Here is a 21,658-nt window from a genome sequence, read left to right on the forward strand (position 1 = left end):
CCGCTTCGCTCCGTCCGTCCCTCCTGCAAAGATGACCCCCATGGACGCACAGGCGGTGCTCGCGGGCCTCGACCCGGAACAGCGCGCGGTCGCCGAGGCCGTGCGCGGTCCGGTGTGCGTGCTCGCCGGAGCCGGGACGGGCAAGACGCGCGCGATCACCCACCGGATCGCCTACGCCATCCTCACCGGGCGGATGAGCCCGCAGCGCGTCCTCGCCCTGACGTTCACGAACCGGGCGGCGGGGGAACTGCGCGGGCGGCTCACCCGGCTCGGCGCGACCGGCGTCCAGGCCCGGACGTTCCACGCCGCCGCGCTGCGCCAGCTCTCCTACTTCTGGCCGCGCGTGATCGGGGGCGACCGGCCGACGATCCTGAACTCGAAGATCCCGCTCGTCCGGGAGGCGGCGTCGGTGTGCCGGGTGTCGCTCGGCGGGACCGAGCTGCGCGCCGTCGCGGACGAGATCGAGTGGGCGAAGGTCACCCAGCACCGTCCGGAGGACTACGCGGCGGGCGTCGCGCGGGCCGGGCGCAAGTCGTCGGTCAACGTGGTGGACGTCGCCAACCTCTACGCGATGTACGAGCAGCTCCGCCGCGAGCGCAACCTGCTCGACTTCGAGGGGATGCTGGAGCTGACGGCGGCGGTGATCGGCGAGCATCCCGAGGTCGCGCGGGAGGTCCGCGAGCAGTACCGGCACTTCGTGGTGGACGAGTTCCAGGACGTCAACCCGCTGCAGAAGCTGCTGCTGTCGACCTGGCTCGGCGACCGGGACGACCTGTGCGTCGTCGGCGACCCCAACCAGACGATCTACTCGTTCACCGGGGCCACGCCGCGCTACCTGCTGGACTTCACGCGCGAGTTCCCGGACGCGACGGTGGTCAAGCTCGTCCGCGACTACCGCTCGACGCCGCAGGTCGTCGCGCTGGCCAACGGGGTGATCGACCGGGCGGTCGGGGAGGAGGCGCGGCGGCACCGGCTGGAGCTGGTCGCGCAGCGTCCGCCCGGCCCCGAACCCGACTTCACCGCCTACGACGACGAGATCGCCGAGGCGGAGGACGTGGCGCGCCGCGCGCGGGAGCTGATCGAGAAGGGCGTGCCCGCGCGGGAGATCGCGGTGCTGTTCCGGGTGAACGCGCAGTCGCAGGCGTACGAGTCGGCTCTGGCGTCGCAGAACGTCCCGTACGTGGTGCGGGGGGCGGAGCGGTTCTTCGAGCGTCCTGAGGTGCGCGAGGCGGTGGTGCGGCTGCGCGGCGCGTCCCGGGCCGGCGCGGACGCCGAGACCGACGGCACCGGCCTCATCCACACCGTGCGGCACGTGCTGTCGGGCGCGGGGTTCAGCGACCGACCGCCGGACGGCGCGGGCGTGGCGCGGGCGCGCTGGGAGTCCCTGGCCGCCTTGGCGCAGCTGGCCGAGGACATGGCGGCCGACAACCCGCGCGCGACCCTGCCGGACTTCGTCGCGGAGCTGGAGGTCCGCGCGGCGGCCCAGCACGCCCCGCCGCTGGAGGGCGTGACGCTGGCGTCCCTGCACGCGGCGAAGGGCCTGGAGTGGGACGCGGTGTTCCTCGTCGGCCTGGTCGAGGGCATGATGCCGATCATCTACGCGGACACCCCGGCGGCGGTCGAGGAGGAACGCCGACTCCTCTACGTGGGCGTGACGCGAGCCCGCGAGCACCTGCACCTGTCCTGGGGCCTGGCGCGCTCGCCCGGCGGCGGACGGCAACGGCAGCCGTCGCGCTTCCTGGACGGCCTGACGCCCAAGGCGTCCACGCACGCCCCGCCGCCCGTGGACCGGACGAAGCCCCGCCGCGCGGCCAAGGGTCCCCAGCCGTGCCGGGTCTGCGGCCGTCCGCTGACGGCGGCGGTGGAACGCAAGCTCGGCCGCTGCGAGGACTGCCCGTCGGAGATGAACGAGGACGTCCTGCTGGCGCTGAAGGACTGGCGGGCCGAGATCTCGGCGGAACAACGCGTCCCGGCCTACGTGGTCTTCACCGACGCGACCCTCCAGGCGATAGCCGAACGCGCCCCCGAAACCCTGGAAGACCTGGCCCAGATCCCCGGCGTCGGAAAGGTGAAGCTCGACCGCTACGGCCCGGCCGTCCTCTCCCTCTGCTCCTGACCACTGAGCTGGCCGCCCCAGATCTGCCATGGCTTCGGGCGGCCGGTCGCGCGCGAGGACAGGAACAGGACGGTCAGCACGATGAGGTCGTCCACGTTCGTTCCGGCGAACGACTGCTCCGGGCCGGACGGCGACGGTGTCGGGCCCGGGCGTCTCGTCATCACGAAATACGCGCAGGCCCGCGACTGCAAGCGCGTCCACGCCTATGAGAACGGGCAGGTGCGCGGGTACGAGTGCGAACTCGTCCATCCGTGACGAACCGGGTGAGCGTAAGGGGCGATCCCGCTACGATCACCCGGAATGGATACTTTCAGTAACGCTCTGCTCGCAATCGCCGCTCCCCATCTCGGCTGGGTGATCGAGCAGAACGACACGTTCAACGCCGCCCTCCCGCCGGGGGCCGTTGAGCACGACGCGGCGCTCGGGGTCGCGTGGATTGGCGGTGACGAACGGTCGGCGGAACTGCTGGGGTCCTATGCCGAGGACGCCACCTTCCAATGGGCCTGGGACAAGAGCGGCCTGGTCGGAGCACCCGGCCTGCGGGCGTCGTTGCGGCTGAAGGAACTGGGGGAGAAGCACGCCGTCCCCGAACTGACCCACGGAATGGTCGACCTCGGCCATTTCTCCGATTCCAGGCGGGCCGCGCGGACGCTCATGCTCCTCGCCACGGGCCTGCTCGGCGCGCGCGGCGCGTTCGACTTCTCCCACGGCGGACGGGCTCTGACGCTCCTGGTCGCCGACGACCCGGGCCTTCCCGCCGCCGTCCCTGACCCGGCAAAAGTCGGCACGGCGCTCGGCACGGCCGCGTTGCTGCTGCCGAACGTGAACGCCGAAATACTGGTCACCGGTTACGCGGACCACCACGGACTCGTCGTCGAGCCCGTCCAGGCCGGCCTGGAACTGAAACTGCAGGACGGCCACCGCGTCCACGCCCGCATCGAGGACGGGAATCTGATCGAAGTCCGGGTCGAAGGCCCCGACGGGCCCGTGGAGCAGCAGGAGATCCGCCCCGCCCCGGCCTCCGACGACCCCGCCGCGACCTTCTTCCCCGCCGCGCTGCTCGCCGATCTCGCCCGCGACTCCGCCGCCGCGCTGGACCGGGGCTCGGTCGCCCTCGGCGACCACCTCCACGCCCTCGGCTGGACCGCCGGGCCGCCCGTCTGGGAGGACGGCCGTGCCCGCTACGGCGACGTCTTCACCGCCGAGGCCCACGAGATCGGCGTCTTCCACGCCGACACCGGCACCTGGACGTGGGGCGACTGGGACGGCGCCGCACGCGTCCGCGAAGCCGCCCGCGAGCACGGCGCCGACCACATCGCCGCCGACGAGGTGACGCTTCCGCCGAGCGACGTCCAGATCTACCCGGCCATCCTTCTCGCACGATCCGCCGTCCACCGGGGAAAGGCGCGAGGCCTGGCCCGCATCCCGGAGGGCGACGACCAGCGCTACGTCGCGATCACCGACACGCGCGTCCCCGAGCCCGCCGCGTCGATCGCGCTCATGCCCAACGTCCTGCTGTCCGCCGCCCAGTTCCTCCAGGAATTGACCCCGGCCGCCGTCCGCTACGCGACGATGCGCGCGATGGTCCTCGGCTACTTCGACGCCTACGGGATCAAGCCGCTCACCGTCGCGGAACCGCAGATGCTGATCGGGATGCGCGGCCTGCACGAGGTGCGCGTCGAGTTCAGCGACGACGGCACGGTGAACCGGGCGACGTCCGGCCTCCAAGGGACGCTCGGCTGACCGCGTCTGCGCTCGGCCACGAAGGCCGCGTCTCACGCGTCGCCCCGGGCGACGGCCACGGCGGACGGCGAGGCCCGCGACCGCCGCGACGAACACCGCGATCGCCCCCGCGAGGACGAGGAGCCCGTACGTCCCCGGGGCGGCCACCATGGCCGTCGCGGCGGACCTGCCGACGCTGCGGCGGATCACGCCGTCCGCGACGACGCAGACGAGGCCCGCGATCGGCAGCAGCGGGTTCACCGACTTCCCGACCGCGTCGGCGTCATGGCGGCCATCGTCACGGCGGGCGCGCTGTAGGAGCGGAGACCGCAGCGCCTGCGGCCCGGCGGTCGTGCCCACGTCGTTGCGGCGGGTGGCGCGGCTGTTACGGCAACGGCGAAAACCCTGCACGCCGACGGTCACCATCGGTGAGGCGGCAGCCACGTTGACAGCATGGTCCGGCGCTCAATCCCCTGAAACGCCCCCGGACCTGCGGTTCGTCACCTTTACCGGCTGTGAAGTGGCGAACGCGGCCGGTGGCGGACGGGGTGGCGACGCACGCATGGTCGGACGTTTGGGACACTTGCCGATGTGAAGGAGTCCCTGAAAGAACTGCTCGATCTGCTGGATCTGGAGCAGATCGAGAACGACATCTTCCGCGGGCGCAGTCCCGAGGAACGTCAGCAGCGCGTGTTCGGCGGCCAGGTCGCGGGCCAGGCACTCGTCGCCGCCGGGCGCACCGTGCCGCCCAACCGGCAGGTGCACTCGCTGCACGCGTACTTCATCCGTCCGGGCGACCCGCTCGTGCCGATCGTCTACACGGTCGACCGGGTGCGGGACGGACGGTCCTTCACGACCCGCCGCGTCCTCGCGATCCAGCACGGCAAGGCGATCTTCAGCCTCTCGGCGTCGTTCCAGGTAGAGGAGGAGGGCATCACGCACCAGGCCGTGATGCCCGAGGCGCCCGCGCCCGAGACGCTGCCGACCGCGCGGGAGCGGTTCGCGCCGCTGTGGGGCGCCGAGCTGGCGGAGAAGTGGGTGAGCCGCCGGCCGTTCGACGTCCGGCACGCGACCCCGCTGACCTGGGAGGCGATCAAGGACCCGTCGCTCGCCACGCCCGTCTCGTCGGTGTGGCTGCGCGTGGACGGCGAACTCCCCGACGACCCGCTGCTGCACGTCTGCCTGATGACCTACGCGTCCGACATGACGCTGCTGGACACCGTCCTGCTCAACCACGCCCTCGCGTGGGGCGAGAAGGGGACGATGGGCGCCAGCCTCGACCACGCCATGTGGTTCCACCGGCCGTTCCGCGCCGACGACTGGCTGCTCTACCAGCAGGACACCCCGTTCGCCGGGAACGCCCGAGGCCTCGCCCGCGGTCAGGTGTTCACGCGGGACGGTCAGCTCGTCGTGTCCGTGATGCAGGAGGGTCTCATCCGCACCACCGGTGCCTGAGACGCCGGAGCGCGGCCCGAAGTTCGGGCCGCGCGACGTGAACTGAACCACGAAACCGCAGGTCAAAAATATCTTGCCGACTTCGCGGCGGGCGCCGTACGCTCGACGCGAGCAATCAACCGGCCGTGCGAACGGCCCCGATGCGCCAGAGAGGCGGTGTGTAGTCCGGTGATCACCATTTACGCGAAAACGTGGCAGAGCCTGACCGCCGCGTGCTCTGGCGCGTCCCTGAACGACGGCGGGCCGGCCCTTCGCGGCACGGTGACGCCGAGCGGTCTGCAGCGGCGCGACGTCCTGCCCGTCACGGGCGACGTCGCCGGCGCGCAGCGTCCGAGCGCACAGCGAGTCCAGGCGCCGCTGGGCGGCCATGAGTCCGTCAACGCCATGCGTGCGTTCGACGGCTTCGGCTCCCCGGCGATGGCCGAACTCTCCCCGCGGGGAGATGTGTCGGGTCCGTACCCCTGGAGGCAACCGGTCTAGAACCACCGGCGAGCCCCCAGGCCGCGGATCCGATCACCGGATCCGCGGCCTTTTGTTTTCCCGAAGACCACCGACACACCCGTTGGAATCCAACGAGAGGAACAAGGGTGACCGTGACGCAGGGGGCTCTCGCGATGAGCGAAGAGGACCTCACCCTTCCCTGCCGGACCGACCCGGAGCTGTTCTTCGCCGAGGCTCCCGCCGACGTGGAACTCGCCAAGGCGCTGTGCCTGGAGTGCCCGCTGCGCAAGCAGTGCCTCGCGGGCGCGATGGAGCGCAAGGAGCCCTGGGGCGTCTGGGGCGGCGAGCTGTTCGTGCGCGGCGAGATCGTCGCGCGCAAGCGGCCCCGTGGCCGTCCCCGGAAGCACCCGCTGCCGGACGGCGTCTGACCTGGTGGGCGGGGCGGCCGAAGCCGCCCCGCCCCGCCGTGGAGGAGAGAGATGACGATGACGACGGCCGCCCCGGAGCGGTTGCGGCGCGCGGCCCTCGTGCGCCGGACGCGCCGGGACGCGCAGATCCGCGCCGCCCGCGTCCGGCGCGTGCTGCTCGCCCCGGTGCGGCCCGGGGAACTCCCGGAGCACCGCGTCCGGGAGCGGTAGCCGAACGGCCCGGGCCTCCTGCGGGGGCGGTCCGGGGCCGCTGAACGTGCCCGGCCGGTCGCAGGCGCCGTCCGTCCTTTCTGGGATGGTTTCGACGGATCGCGCGCCTCCCGGCCGGGCCTCCCGGGGCGCCCGCGGACGGTTCCCTCCCGTCCCGGCGCCCTGCCGGAAGCCCGCGCGTCTCATCAACGCGCGGGCTTCCGCCGTTCTACGGCGCGGCCGGCTCGGGGTCGGCGAAGCCCGGCACCCACCGCATCGACTCGGCGCGCGCGGGGATCTCGCATTCGAGCTGGCAGAGCACGCCCGTCCCGGCCGACAGCACCCGGTGGACGATCACGTACTCCGGCGGCAGGTTGAGCTGCCGGACGACGTTCGTCGGCCGCAGGTCCGTGACCTTCGCGGCCATGTCCCGCAGCCACTCGCGGTTAAACTTGAACGTCTCGGTGATGAACGGCTCGGTGATCGGCGCGAGGAACGCCTGCAGCGACTCGGTGTCGATCGTGACGCCCTCGCGGATGAAGTCCTCGTCGCGCAGCGCCCGCTCGATCTCGTCGATGTCGGCGAGGGTGCCGATGCGCAGCAGGCGGCCCATGCGCTCGGCGAACGCGGGCGGGATGCGGTCCACGGCGCCGAAGTCCAGGACGCCGAGCCGCCCGTCGTCCAGCAGCCGGAAGTTGCCCGGGTGCGGGTCGCCGTGCAGCATCCCGGCGCGCTTGGCGCCCGACAGCAGGAACCGGCAGTAGAGCAGCGCGGCGTGGTTCCGCTGGTCCTGGTCGCCGTCGCTGATGACCTTGGACAGCGGGACGCCGTCGATCCACTCGGTGACGAGGACGTCCCCGGCCTGCGCGATCACCTCGGGGATGTAGAAGTCGGGGTCGTCCGGCGGGTACGCCTCGCGCATCCGCGTCTGCGACGCCGCCTCGATCGTGTAGTCGAGCTCCTCGACCACGCGCTCCTTCAGCTCGGCGAGCATCGTCTTGACGTCGAGGCCCGGCATGAGGACGCCGAACAGCCGCCCGAGCCGCGCGAGCTGGTTGAAGTCGCTGATCAGCGCCTTGCCCGCGCCGGGGTACTGGACCTTGACGGCGACCGCGCGGCCGTCCGACCAGACGGCCTTGTGGACCTGCCCGATGGACGCGGCGGCGGCCGGGCTGTCGTCGAACTCGGCGAACGCGTCGCGCCAGTCCGGGCCGAGCGCGCCCGCGAGGACCTTGTGGACGGCGGACGCGGGCAGCGGGGGAGCGGCCTCCTGGAGCCGGGTCAGCGTGGCGCGGTACGGCCCGGCGATCTCCGGCGGCAGCGCGGCCTCGAAGATCGACAGCATCTGGCCGAGCTTCATCGCCCCGCCCTTGAGCTCGCCGAGGACCTTGAAGAGCTGCTCGGCGGTGCGCTGCTGGATCTCGATCGCGACGGCCTCGGCGGGCCGGCCGAGCGTGCGCTTGCCGAGGCCCAGCGCGGTGCGCCCGGCGAACCCGAGCGGAAGGGACGCCAGCTTTGCCGACCGCGTCACCGCGCGGCGAGGTAGGTCGCTCACGTCCCCATTGTCCGTGATGGACCTGGTATCCCGCCATAACACCCGTCGACAAAACCGAGCGAGCGCTTTGGTGGTGATCCACGTCACCTGCACAAACGTGGTAAGTGTGCGCTTTCTCACCTTGCCCGGGCGAACCAAGCGCCCGCTCCGGCGCAGGCGAGCCCGGCCAGCCCGAGTGCCGCCGGGGCGGGCAGCGCGCCCAGCGCGGCGACACCCAGCGTGGCGCCGGCCTGCCGGGACGCGTTGAGCACGCCGCCGGTCGCGCCCGCCGTCCCGGCCGGGGCGGCGCCGACGATCGCCGCGACCAGCGCCGGGAGGACGAGCGGCATCCCGAGGCCGGTGAGCAGCAGGCCGGGGACGAGCGCGGGATAACCCGCGTGCGCGGCGAGCGCCAGCGCGGCTCCGCCCGTTGCGAGCAGCGTCGTTCCGGCGAGGATCGGTACGCGGGGCCCGTGGCGGGCGACGATCCGTCCGGTCAGCGGTGGCAGCAGGACGAACGGAAGCGTCAGCGGCAGGAACGCCAGACCCGTCGCGACCGGCCCGAACGCGTGGTCGCGCAGCAGCAGCGGCAGGACGAACAGGTCGCCGGTCAGCGCGAGGTTCGCCGCCGCGCCGACCGTCAGGCCCGCGCGGACGCGGCGCGTCAGGAACCGGCGGTCCAGGACGGGCGCCGCGCTCCGGCGCTCCAGGCCCGCGAAGAAGGCCGCCGCCAGGACCGTTCCCCCGAGCGCGGCGGCGGCGTGCGGCCACGCGCCCGCGCCCGCCGCGATCAGCGCGTCGGTGAGCAGGGCCAGGGTCGCGGCGGCGGCGAACTGGGCCGCCGCGTCGACGCGCCGCGTCCCGGACGGGGCCGTGACGCCCCGGACGGCCGCGAGCACGAGCGCCGCGAGCGGCACGTTGACCAGGAAGATCGCCCGCCAGCCCGCCAGGCCCACCAGCAGCCCGCCCGCCACCGGCCCCGCCGCGACCGCGCTCCCGCTGACGGCCGCCCAGAGCGCGACGGCGCGCGCGTGCGCGGCCCGGTCCGGGTACAGGCGGCCGATGAGCGCGAGCGACGCGGGCACGCAGGCCGCCGCCGACGCGCCGAGCACCGCCCGGACGGCGACCAGGACGCCCAGCGTCGGGGCCAGCGCGCACAGCAGCGACGCGGCGCCGAAGACCGCGACGCCCGTCCGGAACACCCGGTGCGCCCCGAACCGGTCGGCGACCGCGCCGGACGACAGCAGCAGCGCCGCGAACACGACCGTGTAGGCCGTCGTCGCCCACTGGAGGCCCGCGACGGACGTGTGCAACGACCGCGCGAGATCCTGTTCGGCGACCGACAGGACGGTCATGTCGAGCAACACCATGAAATAACCGAGCGAGATGCCGAGCAGAGTGATCCGGTGCTTCATGCCGGACACTGTCGGGCGCCGCGCGTCCCCGCCTCCACCGGCCGTTGCGTACGCTGCGTTCGGGAAAGTCGAACGGTGGGGGACGGGTGGAACTGCGTCAGCTCCGGATCTTCGAGGCGGTCGTCCGGCACGGGACGGTCACCGACGCGGCCGTCGCGCTGGACCTGGCGCCGTCCTCGGTGTCCGCGCAGGTTCGGGCGTTGGAACGGTCCCTGGACGTGGCCCTGTTCGAGCGGGAGGCGCGCGGGATGCGGCTCACCGGCGCCGGGGAACGGCTGCTCGGCTGGTCGCGCCGCCTCCTCGACCAGGCCGAGCGGGCGCGCCGCGAGGTCCGCGCCGAACCGGCGGCGCTGCGGTTCGGCGCGCTGGAGACGCTGGCGGCCGTCCACGTCCCGCCGCTGCTGGCCCGGCTCGCCGCGCGGCGCCCCGAGGTCGCGGTGCGGGTCGCGACCGCCGGGCGCCGCGACGAGCTGCTGGACGGCGTCGCCGCCGGACGCCTCGACGCCGCCCTGCTCCTGGACACCGGGCCCGCGCTCGGTGACCTCGGCTTCCCCGTCCCGCGCGAGCCGCTGACGTTCGCCGACCTCGACCCGGTGCCGCTCGCGCTCGTCGCGGCACCCGGGCACCGGCTCGCCGCGCGTCCCGCGCTCGCCGCCGACGACCTCGCGGGGGAGAACCTGCTGGTCAACGTGCCGGGCTGCTCGTTCCGGATGGCCGCCGACCGGATCCTCGGGACAGTCCCGCACCGCGTGGACGCCGGGGGCGTCGCCGTCATGCGCGCCTGGGCCGAACGCGGGCTCGGCGTCGCGCTGCTGCCGGGATTCGCCGTCGCGGACGCGCTGGCAACCGGAACGCTGATCCGGCTCGCGCTGCCCGCCCCCGACCTGCTGCTGCGGCTGGTCTGGCGCGCGGACCGCGAGGACCTGCCCGGGCTGCGCGACGTCCTCTACGCGGCGTGCTGACCCGACCCGCAGGGTCGGTCGCTTCCGCTGCCCGTCCTCTACGCGGCGTGCTGACCCGTCACCGGAAGGCGTCCGCGTGCTCGGCCGCCCACTGCGCGAACGTGCGGGGCTCGCGGCCGGTGACATCCCGGACGGTCGGCCGCACCGGCGACTCGTCCAGCGAGCCGTTGACGTAGAAGTCGAAGAAGGCGTCCACGTACTCCGGCGGCGTGGTCTTCAGCATCTCCGCGCGCGCCTCGTCGTCGGGCTGCGCGACGAGCCGCAGGTCGCGGCCGAGGACGTCGCCGAGGACGGCCAGCCGCTCGGCCGCCACGGTCGAGTCCGGGCCGGTCGGCCAGTAGATCCCCCCGGCGTGCCCGTCACAGGTCAGCGCCTCGACCGCCACGGCCGCGACGTCGAACGGGTCGACCACGGCGACGCGGACGTCCGCGAACGGCACCGTCACCACGTCGCCCTCCTTGAGCTGCGGCGCCCATTGGAGCGCGTTGGACATGAACTGGGCAGGTCGGACGAACGTCCACGGCAGCCCCGACGCCCGCACGGCGTCCTCCGACTCGGCCATGTACCGGGTGATCGCGTTCGTCCGGTCGCCGGACGCCGCCGACCCGCCCGACAGCAGCACGACCCGCTCCACCCCCGCCGCCCGCGCGTCGGCGAGCAGCGTCTCCAGGCCGGGGTAGCCGGGGAGCAGGAACAGCGCGGACACGCCGTCCAACGCGGGCCGCAGCGTCTCGGGACGGCCGAGGTCGCCGCCGGTGAACTCCACGCCCGGGACCGGCGCGGCCCGGCCCGGATCGCGGGTCAGCGCCCGCACGGGAACGTTCCGGGCGGCCAGCGCGCGGACCACCTGGCCGCCGACGTTCCCGGTGGCACCGGTGACGAGGATCATGCGGGCTCCTTACCAGGGAAGGGGTCGGCCGTCACGGAAGAAGCCGCCGGTCGGGCCGTCGTCGGGAAGGGTCGCCGCCCACACGATCCCGGCCGCGCCGTCGGCGACCGGGCGCCCGCCGGGGCCGCCCATGTCGGTGGCGACCCAGCCGGGGCAGACGGCGTTGACCAGCACGCCGTCGGGACGCAGTTCGGCGGCCAGCAGCCGGGTCAGCGCGTTGAGCGCCGCCTTCGTGACCGAGTACGCGGGCGTGCCGCCGCCCATGCCCGCGAGGGAACCGGCCTCGCTGGAGACGTTGACGATCCGTCCGTGGCCGCTCGCGCGGAGCAGCGGCAGCACGGCCTGGACGAGCCGCCACGGCCCGTACAGGTTGGTCTCGGCGGCCGTCCGGACGACGTCCAGGTCGGCGCTCTCGGCGCGCTGCCAGGTGTCGTAGGTGATCGCGGCGTTGTTGACCAGCACGTCCAGGCCGCCGAAGCGCTCGGCGACCGTCGCGGCGGCGTCGGCCGCGTCCTGCGGGGACGTCACGTCCAGCCGCAGCGGGTGCACGCCGGGCGCCCGCGCCGCCTCGGGGGAGCGGGCCGCGCCGACGACCGTGTGACCCGCGTCCGCCAACTGACGGCAGACCTCGCGGCCGAGGCCACGGCTCGCGCCCGTCACCAACGCGATCACACCCGATCACCGTCCTTTCGCCCATGATCCTTTCTTGCGGACGGGGACGGCGTCCACCCGGCCGCCGCGCGTGATCGCGCGTTCACCCCGGCGTCACATGACGGCCATGTGATCAATCCGTGATTGGACGTGGAAAGGGCGGGAGGCCGCTTCCCCACGGCGTCCCGCCCGGCCTGTGCGACCGCGCGCGCGGTCGGTATCAGCGCGGCGCGCGGCGGCGGACCATCCGCGCCGCCGCGATGGACAGCGCGAGCGGCGCCACCACCTCGACCAGCCCGATCGCCACCGTCGCCCGGACGCCGAGCCGCGGCGCCGCGCGCCGGGCCAGCGGGCGCAGCGCCCGCGCCGCGAGCCGCCCGGCCACGGCCCCGAGCACGCCGCCCGCCAGCCGTGTCGGCCGCCAGCGGCCGTTCTTCGTCGTCGTGCACGCACCCATCGCGACCCCCGGTTCGGTCTCCGTTACGACTGGCACAGGGAGTACCCGAACGAACACGGAGAGAAACGCTCATGCGGCCCGTGCCGGGCGGGTCGTCCGGTGCGGACGGGGCTCCTGCGCCCTCACCCCGCCCCCGGAAAGCATGTGATGATTGCGCGGAATCCTTGGGCTAAAGGTAAAAACATTGCGGTTGACCAGGGCTAATGCCAATTGACCCCTGTGGTTTTCACCAACGATTGGGTACGGTTCAGGTGTGCCCCCATACGTTGAGGTCCGCCGAAGCAGCCGACGCCGGCGGACGGTGTCCGCCTACCGCGACGGGGACAAGGTCGTCGTCCTGCTGCCCTCCCGGCTGAGCAAGGCCGAGGAGGAGCAGTGGGTCGCCACCCTCCTGGAGCGGCTCGCCGAGCGCGAACGGCGTCGGCGCCCGAGCGACGACGACCTGTTCGCCCGGGCATTGGAGCTGTCCCGCCGCCACCTGGCGGGCCGCGCCGACCCGGTCAGCGTCCGCTGGGTCGACAACCAGCACGCCCGCTGGGGATCGTGCACCCCCGACGACGGCACGATCCGCCTGTCCACCCGGCTGCGCGGGATGCCGTCGTGGGTGCTGGACTACGTCCTCGTCCACGAGCTGGCCCACCTGCTCATTCCGGGCCACGGGCCGGACTTCTGGGAACTGGTCGGCAACTACCCCAAGGCCGAGCGGGCGCGCGGCTACCTCGAAGGCGTCGCCGCCACCGCGCACCTCCCACTGGGCCTGGAGGACGACGCCGACGAGCTGGAACCCGCCCGCCGCAGCGTCGCGGGCTGACCGAGCCCCCGTTTCAGACCAGCGCGCACCCGCAGCTCGCCCGGCGCGCGCGTCAGGCGAGGCGAGCGCATGTCCGCAGCCCGGCAGCCCGGCCCACGCGCGTCAGGCGAGGCGAGCGCGTTTCCGCAGCCCGGCTGCCCGGCCCGCGCGTCGGGCGGAGACGTGCCCCCGGCCCGCAGCTCGCCCGGCGCGCGCGTCAGGCGAGGGAGCGGGCCACCAGACGGCGCGTCGCCGTGTCGACCTCCGGCGGGAGCGCGTCGACGGGGAACCAGCGAAGGTCGTCGGACTCGTCGCTGATCACGGGCACCGCGCCCGGCGGGGCCGTCGCGCGGAACTCGACGTCCAGATGCCACGAGCCGCCCGGATGGCACGGCACGCGGTGACGGTCCAGCGAGACCGGCACCGGATCCAGCCGCAGGCCCGGGATGCCCGACTCCTCCGTCGCCTCGCGCAGCGCCGCCGCCGCGAGCGTCGCGTCATCCGCCTCGCAGTGCCCACCCAGTTGCAGCCACCGCTTCAGCTTGCCGTGCAGCGTGAGCAGCACCCGCGTCCCGGACGCGTCCAGCAGCGCCGTGCTCGCCGTGAGGTGCCCGGGCGCGCACGCGCGGCGCGTCCCGTCCGGATGGGCCGCGAGATGCTCCAGGAACACCGCGCGCAGCTCGTCCTGCCCGGCATCGGGCGCAGCCCAGCCGGACAGGACCCGCACCGCGTCCGCCTGCAGCGGATCGGTCATGCGCGCCCGACGCGCGGATACGACGCCCCCGACCTGCGGCGGCGCTCATGGTCGGTCGGACGCTGCCAGCACAGCGCCGACCGCGCCGTCCGGCGGCGCACCGCCACGGCGGACGACGCCCCGTGCAGCGCGCAGCAGCCCAGCCGGGACGTCCGGACGGCCCGGCGGCGGGGCGGCCTCACGCGCCGTCCCCCTCGTCGTCCTTCTTCTTCTCGTCCTCGTCGGCCTCGGAGAGCAGCGAGTCCAGGCCGGACAGATCGGCCGTCTCGCCGCGCACGAACGCGTCCGGGTCCTCCAGGTCGGCCGCCGACGGCAGCAGGTCGGGGTGGTCCCAGACGGCGTCCCGGCCGTCGGTGCCGCGCGCCTCGGTCAGCGCCCGCCACAGCGTCGCCGCCTCGCGCAGCCGCCGGGGCCGCAGCTCCAGGCCGACGAGCGTCGCGAACGTCCGCTCCGCCGGACCGCCCGTCGCGCGGCGCCGCCGGACGGCCTCGGCCAGCTTCACCGCGTCCGGCAGCCGCCCCTCGGCGACCCGGTTCACGACCGTGTCCACCCAGCCCTCGACCAGCGCCAGCGCGGTCTCCAGCCGGGCGAGGGCCGCCTTCTGCTGCGGCGTCTCCTCCGGCTGCAGCGACAGCTCGCCGCCCAGGGCCTCCTGGATCGCCTCCGGGTTGGACAGGTCGAGCCCCTGCACGGCCTGCTCGATGCCCGAAAGGTCCACCGTGATGCCGCGCGCGTAGTCCTCGACGGCGCCGAGCAGATGCGCCCGCAGCCACGGGACGTGCGCGAACAGCCGTTGGTGCGCCGCCTCGCGCAGCGCCAGGTACAGCCGGACCTCGTCGTCGGGGACCTCCAGGCCCTCCCCGAACGCCTCGACCCCGGCGGGCAGCAGCGCGCCGACGCCGTCGGGCGCCAGCGGCAGGCCCACGTCGGCGGAGCCCACGACCTCGCGGGCCAGCGCGCCGAGCGCCTGCCCGGCCTGGCCGCCGACCATCGCGCCCGCCATCTGCCGGACCATGCCGATCAGCGGACCGGCCATCGCCTGCATCTCGGCCGGGATCTCGCCGCCGCCGAGCGCGCCGCCCATCGACTCGACCATGCGGGACGCGATCGGGTCGCAGACCTTCGACCACACCGGCAGCGTCTGCTCGATCCACTCCGACCGGCTCCACGCCTTCGGCGTCCGGATTCCGGCGGGAAGGGAGGTTCCCTCGTCGAGCCAGAGGTCGGCCAGCCGGAGCGCCTCCTCGACCTGGCGGCGTTCGGCGTCCACGATCGAGGGGTCGCCGTGCTCGACGACCGCGTGCCGCGCGATGTCCTTGGCCATGTCCCAGTTCAGCGGGCCTCCGCCGGAGCCGCCGGCGGACTGGCCGCCGATCATGTCCGCGAAGCGGTGCAGCATGTCGGCGAACTGCCGCATGTCGCCGCCGCCCATGCCCCCGAACGGGTCCTGGGGCCTGTCGTCGTCGCCGTCGCCGCCCGGACGGTTGAAGCCGAAGGGTGTGCCGCTCATCGGTTCGCCCCCGGGATGCATGATGGGCTCATATCAGCAACGTTAGCCGGTCGCGGCGACGTCGCGTACCCGAGGAAGGGGGCACCTCCGTGGCAACGGGCAAGGTTCGCCCTCGGCGTAGCCAGGGGCCTGTGGTGGCCGTCACGGGCGCCGCCGAGGGGGCCGGACGGCTGCTGGCCGCCCGCCTCGTCGCAAGCGACGGGATCCGCAAGGTCGTCGCGATCGACGCGCACCGGGGCGACGTCGACGGGGCCGTGTGGCGGGTCGCCGACGTCCGCGACCCGCTGCTGTCGGGACGCCTCGCGGGCGTGGACGTCGTCGTGCACCTCGACCTGGTCTGCTCGCCCGACCAGGACGCCCGCGAGCGCCGCACCCACAACGTGCGCGGCGCGCAGACCGTCGTGCTCGCCGCCGCCGCGGCCCGCGTCCCCCGCGTGGTGCTCGTCACGAGCGCGATGGTCTACGGCGCGGACCCGACCAACCCCGTCCCGCTCGCCGAGGACGCCCCGCTGCGCGCCGAGGCGAACGAGAGCGTCGCGGGCGACTACCTGGAGATCGAGGAGCTGGCGGCGTCGGCGGCGGGCGTCCACCCGGGCCTGGACGTCACCGTCGTGCGGCCCGCCGCGCTCGTCGGGCCCGGCATCGACACCGTCATCACCCGGCACTTCGAGGCGCCGCGCCTGCTCACGGTGAAGGGCAGCACGCCCGGCTGGCAGTTCTGCCACATCGAGGACCTCGCCGCCGCGCTCGACCTCGTCGTCACCGCCGGCCTGGCCGGGCCGCTCGCCGTCGGCGCGGACGGCTGGCTCACGCTGGACGAGGCCGTCGAGATCACCGGCAAGCGCTCGTTCGAGCTGCCCGCCGCGCTCACGTTCGGGATGGCGCAGCGGCTGCACCGGCTCGGGATGACGCCCGCGCCCGCCACCGACCTGCACTTCGTCGCCTACCCGTGGGCCGTGGACGGCGCCCGGCTGCGCGCGGCGGGCTGGAAGCCGCGCTACGACAACGCCGCCGCCCTGCGCGCCCTCATCGAGGAGACGGCCGGACGGCACGCCGTCGTCGGCCGCCGCGTCGGCGGCAAGGAGGCCACGATGGCGACGGCCGCCGGGGCGACGGTCGCGGCGATCGGCGCCGCCGCCGCGATCCGCCGCGCCCGGCGGCGCCGCCGCTGACTCAGGAGTTGGTCGGGCTCGGCGTCGGCGTCGCCGACGGCTTCGGCGCCGCGCCCGCCTTGGCCAGCGCGTCCTTCGCCGCCTTGATCCGCTTCCACGCCTCGCCCATCGCGCCGTAGTCGTTCTTGCGCTGCGCGGCCTCGAAGTCGTTGACGGCCTTCTGCAGGTCGGCGATGGCCTGCCGCGCGTCGCCGGTCAGCTCCGTCCCGCCGCCGCCGTCACCGCCGCCGGTGGACGGCCCCGGACCGTCGCCGAAGATCTTCTCCAGCGCGGCCGGGAGGTCCCCGGCGGACGCGATCCGGTCCCCGAACCGGACGAGCACCTGCCGCATCAGCGGATACGGCGCCTGCTCGCTCCCGCCCGACGCCTTGGCGTACATCGGCTCGACGTACAGCAGCCCGCCCGCGAACGGGATCGTCAGTAGGTTGCCCTTCACGGTCGTGTTGCCCTGCTGCAGCTTGTAGAGGGCGTCCTTGACCTGCGGGTCCGTCTCGAACGAGTTCTGCACCTGGCCGGGCCCCTGCGCGGGCGGCGTCCGGGGCAGCTGCAGGATCTTGATCTGCCCGTAGTTGCCCGGGTCGGACGTGACGGCCATGAACGCCGCCAGGTTCGGGCTGTTGCGCGGGTTGAACGCCGTCGTCAGCGAGAAGCTCTTGCCGGGCGCGCCCGGCATCTGGACGCTCTGGTAGTACGGCGGCTGACGGCGTCCCTTGGCGCCCGGGTCCTCGGGGACGTCCCAGAAGCCTTCGCCGTTGTAGAACGCCGACGGGTCCGTCACGTGGTACTTGGCGAGGATCTGCCGCTGCACCTTGAACAGGTCCTGCGGGTAGCGGAAGTGCGCCTCCAGCTCCTTCGGCACGGCCGAGCGGGGCTGCACCGTGCCCTTGAACACCTTCATCCACGTCTTCGCGACCGGGTCGGAGGTGTCCCACTGGTACAGCTTCACGGTGCCGTCGTAGGCGTCGACGGTGGCCTTCACCGAGTTGCGCATGTAGTTGATGGTGTCGTTGGCCTGCCGCGCCACCGCCGACCGGGTGTCGGTGATCGTGTCGCGGGTGGCGTTGCCGAGGCTCGTGTTCTCCGAGTACGGGTAGCCGGTCGCGGTGGTGTAGCCGTCCACGATCCACTGGACGCGCCCGTTGATGACCGCCGGGTACGGATCGCCGTCCACCGTCAGCCACGGCGCGGCGTGCTGCACCATCTCGCGGGGCGTCCGGTCGTAGAGGATCTTCGCGCCCTTGTTGATCGCGCCCGACAGCAGGAGGTTCTTCTCCTGGAACTTCGTCGCGTACAGCAGCCGGTGGAAGAACGAGTCGATCGGGACGCCGCCCCGGCCCTCGTAGGTGTTGTTCTTCTGGCCCGCCGCACTGTTGTCGGGGTAGTCCAGCTCCTGCTGGCCGCGTCCGCCGACCACCGAGTACGACGGCGACCGCTCGCCGAAGTAGATCTGCGGGCGCTCCACCTTGATCTGCGCGTCGCCGCTCGCGGGCATGTCCTTGGTGAGGAAGTTCGGGACGCCGCCGTCCGCGAGCTGGTCGCCGAGCGCCGACACCAGGCCGTACCCGTGGGTGTAGACCATGCGGTCCTTCACCCAGCTCTGCTGCCCGGCGGGGGCGCCCGACAGCTCGCGCAGCGCCACGACCGTGTCGGTGGGCTTGCCGTTGATGAGGTAGCGGTCGACGTCCAGGATGTCGGGGAAGCGGTAGAACGGACGCACCTGCTGGAGCTGCTGGAACGTCTCGCTCACCACGTTCGGGTCCAGCAGCCGGACGCCGTCGATCGTCGCCTTCTCGGCCCGCAGCTTCTTCGGGTCGGTCTCGACCTGGGTGCCGTACGCGACGACCTGCGCGCCGTCCACGCCGTACGCCCGCCGCGTCGCCTCGATGTTGCGCTCGATGAACCGGCGTTCCTTCGCCAGCTCGTCCGGACGGACCTGGAACTGCTGGATCACCAGCGGGTACACCCCGCCGAGCAGGATCGCCGACAGCACCAGCAGCGTGAACCCGACGCCGGGCAGCATCATCCCGCGCCGCAGCAGGTTGCTGAGGAACAGCGCCGCGCAGATCAGCGCGATGATCGCCAGGATCGTCTTCGCCGGGAGCAGCGCGTTCACGTCGGTGTAGGACGCGCCGGTCGTCACGCCGCGCTCGGAGTGCACCAGCCCGTACCGGTCGAACCAGTACGCGAACGCCTTCAGCAGGACGAACAGCCCGACCAGCACCGACAGATGCGCCCGCGCGGCCGGGCTCGCCTTGTCGCCCGGGCCCTGGAGCCGCAGCCCGCCGTACAGGTAGTGGACCATCACCGCCGCGACGATCGACAGGATCACCGTCGCGAACACCACGCCGAGGACCAGCCGCAGGAACGGGTAGGTGAAGACGTAGAACGACACGTCCTTGTGGAACTGCGGGTCCTCCACGCCGAACGGCGTCCGGTTCAGGAACGCCAGCCAGGTCGGCCACTGGCCCATCACCGACGAGCCCGTCAGCACGCCCAGCACGACCAGCGCGCCCGCCGTCACCAGCTTGCGGCGCGGGTCGATGAGCGCCCGGTAGCGCTCCAGGCCCTGCTGTTCCACCGAGAGCGGCCGGTACGCGGGCGGCACCTTGTACGCCACGACGATGTTCGCGCCCACGGCCAGCGCCATCAGCAGGCCCGAGCCCGCGAACAGCACCGCGCGTGCGGAGAGCTGTGTCGTATAGACGCCCGAGAAACCGATCGAGCGGTACCACAGCAGGTTCGTCCACACCGCCGTGAACACCAGGTACGCGATCAGCAGGACGGCGAGGGCGACCAGCACGGGCACCACCAGCCGGCTCCGGCCGGAGCCGAGCCCGCGCCCCGGGCCTGGGGTCCGGAAGGTCAAGGGGCTACTCCGTTTCGACGTTCACGCGACCGGCGGACCCCGCCGGTTCCTGTCTAAGCAACTTACCGATTCTGCCCGGGGTTCCCGCACCGCGCCGTTTCCCGAGCCGCCAAGATGGTTCCGTGAGCCTTCTGGAAGAAGTCGTACGGGACCTGGAACGTCACACCGCGGCGGGCGGATGGGACGCGCCGCCCCGGTTGTACGCGCTCGTCCCGAGCGCCGAGCTGCGCTCCGCCGAACCCGAGCTGGCCGACGAACTCGGGATCGGCGCGGACGGCGACACGCTCGCCGCCCTCGAACAACCCGAACTCCCCGCACAAGGATCGGTGGAGGAGTCCCTGGCCACCATCGCATGGCCGGACGCGGTCGCGGGGTGCGCCCTTGTCATCGAGCGCGTCGTTCTGCCCCCCGAGGCCGAAGGCGACATTCCGGACGACGAGGCCGAGGCCGCCGCCTGGGTCGCCGCGCACCCCGGCCGCGAGGACGTCCGGATGATCGTCGGCGTGCTGCGCGACGGCACCCGGCACTCCGCGCTCCGGCTGCGCCGCCACGACAGCGACGACGAGGTGCTGGTCGGCCCCGATCTCGTCCCCGCGCTCGCCGACGCGCTGGCGCTCACGCTGGAACCGGACGAGCCGGACGAGGATGCGGGGCCGTCCGCCGGGTAATGTGCGGCGCGTGAGCGATGTGCCCGTTCCCGCAGCCGATCCGATCCGGCTCGCCCGCGTCCAGGACGCGCCGCTGTCGGTCGACGAGGTCCTCGCCGCCGTCGGCGACCCCGCCGCCGGGGGCGTCGCCCTCTTCGTCGGAACGGTCCGCGACCACGACCATGCGCGCGCCGTCCGCGCCCTGTCCTACAGCGCGCACCCCTCCGTCGAGAACGAACTGCGCACCGTGCTGGGCAAGGTCGCGGCGGACTTCCCCGTCCGCGGCCTCGCCGCCGTCCACCGCGTCGGCGACCTCGCGATCGGCGACCTCGCCGTCGTCGTCGCCGCGTCCTGCCCGCACCGCGCCGAGGCGTTCGCCGCCTGCCGCCGCCTGATCGACGACCTCAAGGCGCAGGTGCCGATCTGGAAGCACCAGCAATTCGCCGACGGCGGCGACGAGTGGGTCGGGGCCTGTTGAACGGCCCCGGGCGCATAGAGTTTCCGCCATGTCCCGACACGCCGTCACCCTGACCGTCGCGAGCGTCCTCGTCGTGCTGCTGGCCGCGGTCGCGTCGGTCCTGAAAGTGCCCTACGTGGAGCTGATGCCGGGACCCACGAGCAACACGCTCGGCACCAACGACAAGGGCGAGCCGGTCATCCGCATCGACGGCCGGCAGACCTATCCCGACTCCGGGCACCTCAATTTCACGACCGTCTCGTTCCGCGGCGGGCCCGGCGCCCGCATGGACCTGCTGACCATTCTCAACGGCTGGCTGAAGAAGGACGTCGCGGTCGTTCCCGAGGAGACCTACTTCCCGAAGAACCAGACGCAGAAGCAGGTCGACGAGGAGAACACGCGCGAGATGGCCGACTCGCAGCAGAGCGCCCAGGTGGCCGCGCTGCGCGAACTCGGGATCACCGTTCCCTCGCACGTGGTCGTCCAGGCCGTCCAGAAGGGCAAGCCCGCCGACGGGCAGCTCCGCGCCGGGGACGAGATCGTCGCGCTCGACGGCAAGAAGGTCGCCGCCGTGTCCGAGGTGACGGCGCGGATGAGCAAGCGGCGGCCCGGCTCGGTCGCCGTCCTGACCGTCCGGCGCGGCGGCAAGGACCAGAACATCGCGCTGACGACCGTCGCGTCCGACGACGGGAAGCGGGCCGTGGTCGGAGTCGTCCTCGGCACCGGCTACACGATGCCCTTCAAGATCAACATCAGCGTCGGTGACATCGGCGGGCCGAGCGCCGGCCTCATGTTCTCCCTGGCCATCGTCGACAAGCTCACCCCCGGCGCCCTCACCGGCGGCAAGTTCATCGCCGGCACCGGCCAGATCGACCCCGACGGCACCGTCCAGCAGATCGGCGGCATCCAGCAGAAGATGATCGCCGCCCGCGCCGCCGGCGCCACGATCTTCCTCACGCCCAAGGGCAACTGCGCCGACGCCGTGCCCGTCCGGCCCAAGGGGCTCCGGCTCGTCCGCGCCGACAACCTCCACCAGGCCCGCCAGGCCCTCGAAGCCTTCACCACCGGGACCGGCACCGTCCCCTCCTGCCCCTGAATTTGCGCAACCCCCCGCCGCCCCATACAGTTAAGACATCACCGCGGGGTGGAGCAGTTCGGTAGCTCGCTGGGCTCATAACCCAGAGGTCGCAGGTTCAAATCCTG

At 73.3% G+C, this 21,658-nt stretch carries 22 protein-coding genes; 13 read left to right on the top strand and 9 right to left on the bottom strand.

The window, feature by feature from the left end; genetic code table 11:
• Nucleotides 1–40: 40 nt before the first annotated feature.
• The 7 genes from GQ466_RS04305 to GQ466_RS04335 all read left to right on the top strand — a co-directional run bounded on the left by GQ466_RS04305 (nucleotide 41) and on the right by GQ466_RS04335 (nucleotide 6,372).
• Entirely contained in the window at nucleotides 41–2,116 is a 2,076-nt protein-coding gene (locus tag GQ466_RS04305; protein WP_161101436.1) for an ATP-dependent DNA helicase UvrD2, read from the top strand.
• An 81-nt stretch (nucleotides 2,117–2,197) separates the two neighbouring features.
• Nucleotides 2,198–2,371 (top strand): hypothetical protein, encoded by a 174-nt coding sequence (locus tag GQ466_RS04310; protein ID WP_161101437.1) that lies wholly within the window; start codon nucleotides 2,198–2,200, stop codon nucleotides 2,369–2,371.
• 45 nt (nucleotides 2,372–2,416) lie between these two features.
• Nucleotides 2,417–3,859, top strand: coding sequence for a DUF6882 domain-containing protein (locus tag GQ466_RS04315; RefSeq protein ID WP_161101438.1), 1,443 nt, complete (start codon nucleotides 2,417–2,419; stop codon nucleotides 3,857–3,859).
• Nucleotides 3,860–4,429: 570 nt separating this feature from the next.
• Nucleotides 4,430–5,293, top strand: a complete 864-nt coding sequence (tesB, locus tag GQ466_RS04320; protein WP_161101439.1) for an acyl-CoA thioesterase II — start codon at nucleotides 4,430–4,432, stop codon at nucleotides 5,291–5,293.
• Nucleotides 5,294–5,461: 168 nt separating this feature from the next.
• Nucleotides 5,462–5,773 (top strand): hypothetical protein, encoded by a 312-nt coding sequence (locus tag GQ466_RS04325; protein WP_161101440.1) that lies wholly within the window; start codon nucleotides 5,462–5,464, stop codon nucleotides 5,771–5,773.
• 134 nt (nucleotides 5,774–5,907) lie between these two features.
• Nucleotides 5,908–6,162 (top strand): WhiB family transcriptional regulator, encoded by a 255-nt coding sequence (locus tag GQ466_RS04330; protein ID WP_103564692.1) that lies wholly within the window; start codon nucleotides 5,908–5,910, stop codon nucleotides 6,160–6,162.
• Nucleotides 6,163–6,213: 51 nt separating this feature from the next.
• Nucleotides 6,214–6,372, top strand: coding sequence for a hypothetical protein (locus tag GQ466_RS04335; protein WP_161101441.1), 159 nt, complete (start codon nucleotides 6,214–6,216; stop codon nucleotides 6,370–6,372).
• A 208-nt stretch (nucleotides 6,373–6,580) separates the two neighbouring features.
• On the opposite strand, the gene GQ466_RS04340 is transcribed toward GQ466_RS04335, so the two are convergent.
• The gene (locus GQ466_RS04340; RefSeq protein ID WP_161101442.1) at nucleotides 6,581–7,906 is read right to left on the bottom strand and encodes an AarF/UbiB family protein; all 1,326 of its coding nucleotides are present in this window, start codon (nucleotides 7,904–7,906) and stop codon (nucleotides 6,581–6,583) included.
• A gap of 116 nt (nucleotides 7,907–8,022) precedes the next feature.
• Complete coding sequence (locus GQ466_RS04345) at nucleotides 8,023–9,300, bottom strand: MFS transporter (RefSeq protein WP_161101443.1); 1,278 nt, start codon at nucleotides 9,298–9,300, stop codon at nucleotides 8,023–8,025.
• Between the two features lie 86 nt (nucleotides 9,301–9,386).
• Here GQ466_RS04345 and GQ466_RS04350 point away from each other — a divergent pair, with 86 nt between their 5' ends.
• Nucleotides 9,387–10,262, top strand: coding sequence for a LysR substrate-binding domain-containing protein (locus tag GQ466_RS04350; protein WP_161101444.1), 876 nt, complete (start codon nucleotides 9,387–9,389; stop codon nucleotides 10,260–10,262).
• Between the two features lie 58 nt (nucleotides 10,263–10,320).
• Here the strand turns inward: GQ466_RS04350 and GQ466_RS04355 are convergent, their stop codons facing one another.
• From GQ466_RS04355 to GQ466_RS04365, 3 genes are all read right to left on the bottom strand, one after another.
• Complete coding sequence (locus GQ466_RS04355) at nucleotides 10,321–11,151, bottom strand: NAD(P)H-binding protein (RefSeq protein ID WP_161101445.1); 831 nt, start codon at nucleotides 11,149–11,151, stop codon at nucleotides 10,321–10,323.
• 9 nt (nucleotides 11,152–11,160) lie between these two features.
• Complete coding sequence (locus GQ466_RS04360) at nucleotides 11,161–11,823, bottom strand: SDR family NAD(P)-dependent oxidoreductase (protein ID WP_161101446.1); 663 nt, start codon at nucleotides 11,821–11,823, stop codon at nucleotides 11,161–11,163.
• Nucleotides 11,824–12,022: 199 nt separating this feature from the next.
• Nucleotides 12,023–12,295 carry a hypothetical protein gene (locus tag GQ466_RS04365; RefSeq protein ID WP_161101447.1) on the bottom strand — a complete coding sequence of 91 codons (273 nt, stop codon included), beginning with the start codon at nucleotides 12,293–12,295 and terminating at the stop codon, nucleotides 12,023–12,025.
• Nucleotides 12,296–12,560: 265 nt separating this feature from the next.
• On the opposite strand from GQ466_RS04365, the gene GQ466_RS04370 reads away from it, so the two are divergent.
• Nucleotides 12,561–13,070 carry a M48 metallopeptidase family protein gene (locus tag GQ466_RS04370; RefSeq protein WP_337193392.1) on the top strand — a complete coding sequence of 170 codons (510 nt, stop codon included), beginning with the start codon at nucleotides 12,561–12,563 and terminating at the stop codon, nucleotides 13,068–13,070.
• A 196-nt stretch (nucleotides 13,071–13,266) separates the two neighbouring features.
• Here GQ466_RS04370 and GQ466_RS04375 read toward each other — a convergent pair whose 3' ends face one another.
• The 3 genes from GQ466_RS04375 to GQ466_RS04385 are packed head-to-tail and all read right to left on the bottom strand — an operon-like array spanning nucleotide 13,267 to nucleotide 15,313.
• Nucleotides 13,267–13,803, bottom strand: coding sequence for an NUDIX domain-containing protein (locus GQ466_RS04375; protein WP_161101449.1), 537 nt, complete (start codon nucleotides 13,801–13,803; stop codon nucleotides 13,267–13,269).
• Nucleotides 13,800–13,985, bottom strand: coding sequence for a hypothetical protein (locus tag GQ466_RS04380; RefSeq protein ID WP_161101450.1), 186 nt, complete (start codon nucleotides 13,983–13,985; stop codon nucleotides 13,800–13,802). The genes GQ466_RS04375 and GQ466_RS04380 overlap by 4 nt, the downstream gene beginning before the upstream one ends.
• The gene (locus tag GQ466_RS04385; RefSeq protein ID WP_161101451.1) at nucleotides 13,982–15,313 is read right to left on the bottom strand and encodes a zinc-dependent metalloprotease; all 1,332 of its coding nucleotides are present in this window, start codon (nucleotides 15,311–15,313) and stop codon (nucleotides 13,982–13,984) included. The genes GQ466_RS04380 and GQ466_RS04385 overlap by 4 nt, the downstream gene beginning before the upstream one ends.
• A gap of 131 nt (nucleotides 15,314–15,444) precedes the next feature.
• Here GQ466_RS04385 and GQ466_RS04390 point away from each other — a divergent pair, with 131 nt between their 5' ends.
• A complete protein-coding gene (locus GQ466_RS04390) occupies nucleotides 15,445–16,485 on the top strand; it encodes an NAD-dependent epimerase/dehydratase family protein (protein WP_337193312.1) in 1,041 nt (346 codons plus the stop codon).
• A 1-nt stretch (nucleotide 16,486) separates the two neighbouring features.
• On the opposite strand, the gene GQ466_RS04395 is transcribed toward GQ466_RS04390, so the two are convergent.
• Nucleotides 16,487–19,351, bottom strand: coding sequence for a UPF0182 family membrane protein (locus tag GQ466_RS04395; RefSeq protein ID WP_161101453.1), 2,865 nt, complete (start codon nucleotides 19,349–19,351; stop codon nucleotides 16,487–16,489).
• A 122-nt stretch (nucleotides 19,352–19,473) separates the two neighbouring features.
• Here GQ466_RS04395 and GQ466_RS04400 point away from each other — a divergent pair, with 122 nt between their 5' ends.
• From GQ466_RS04400 to GQ466_RS04410, 3 genes are read left to right on the top strand one after another with little or no spacing between them, the layout of a single operon-like run.
• Nucleotides 19,474–20,019: a PPA1309 family protein gene (locus tag GQ466_RS04400; protein ID WP_161101454.1), complete on the top strand. Its 546-nt coding sequence runs from the start codon at nucleotides 19,474–19,476 to the stop codon at nucleotides 20,017–20,019.
• Nucleotides 19,997–20,476 (top strand): molybdenum cofactor biosynthesis protein MoaE, encoded by a 480-nt coding sequence (locus GQ466_RS04405; RefSeq protein WP_161101455.1) that lies wholly within the window; start codon nucleotides 19,997–19,999, stop codon nucleotides 20,474–20,476. Before GQ466_RS04400 ends, GQ466_RS04405 begins: the two co-directional genes overlap by 23 nt.
• A gap of 28 nt (nucleotides 20,477–20,504) precedes the next feature.
• Nucleotides 20,505–21,551: a YlbL family protein gene (locus GQ466_RS04410; RefSeq protein WP_161101456.1), complete on the top strand. Its 1,047-nt coding sequence runs from the start codon at nucleotides 20,505–20,507 to the stop codon at nucleotides 21,549–21,551.
• Nucleotides 21,552–21,658 lie beyond the last annotated feature (107 nt).

This window comes from Actinomadura rayongensis (assembly GCF_009831215.1).
GTDB lineage: Bacteria > Actinomycetota > Actinomycetes > Streptosporangiales > Streptosporangiaceae > Spirillospora > Spirillospora rayongensis.

Bases quoted from the DNA above. Each gene is read 5' to 3' on its own strand.
- GQ466_RS04405 (WP_161101455.1), top strand. From the start codon at position 19,997: ATGCGGGGCCGTCCGCCGGGTAATGTGCGGCGCGTGAGCGATGTGCCC.
- GQ466_RS04375 (WP_161101449.1), bottom strand. From the start codon at position 13,803: ATGACCGATCCGCTGCAGGCGGACGCGGTGCGGGTCCTGTCCGGCTGG.
- GQ466_RS04305 (WP_161101436.1), top strand. From the start codon at position 41: ATGGACGCACAGGCGGTGCTCGCGGGCCTCGACCCGGAACAGCGCGCG.
- GQ466_RS04355 (WP_161101445.1), bottom strand. From the start codon at position 11,151: ATGATCCTCGTCACCGGTGCCACCGGGAACGTCGGCGGCCAGGTGGTC.
- GQ466_RS04410 (WP_161101456.1), top strand. From the start codon at position 20,505: ATGTCCCGACACGCCGTCACCCTGACCGTCGCGAGCGTCCTCGTCGTG.
- GQ466_RS04315 (WP_161101438.1), top strand. From the start codon at position 2,417: ATGGATACTTTCAGTAACGCTCTGCTCGCAATCGCCGCTCCCCATCTC.
- GQ466_RS04310 (WP_161101437.1), top strand. From the start codon at position 2,198: ATGAGGTCGTCCACGTTCGTTCCGGCGAACGACTGCTCCGGGCCGGAC.
- GQ466_RS04345 (WP_161101443.1), bottom strand. From the start codon at position 9,300: ATGAAGCACCGGATCACTCTGCTCGGCATCTCGCTCGGTTATTTCATG.
- GQ466_RS04385 (WP_161101451.1), bottom strand. From the start codon at position 15,313: ATGAGCGGCACACCCTTCGGCTTCAACCGTCCGGGCGGCGACGGCGAC.
- GQ466_RS04335 (WP_161101441.1), top strand. From the start codon at position 6,214: ATGACGATGACGACGGCCGCCCCGGAGCGGTTGCGGCGCGCGGCCCTC.
- GQ466_RS04330 (WP_103564692.1), top strand. From the start codon at position 5,908: ATGAGCGAAGAGGACCTCACCCTTCCCTGCCGGACCGACCCGGAGCTG.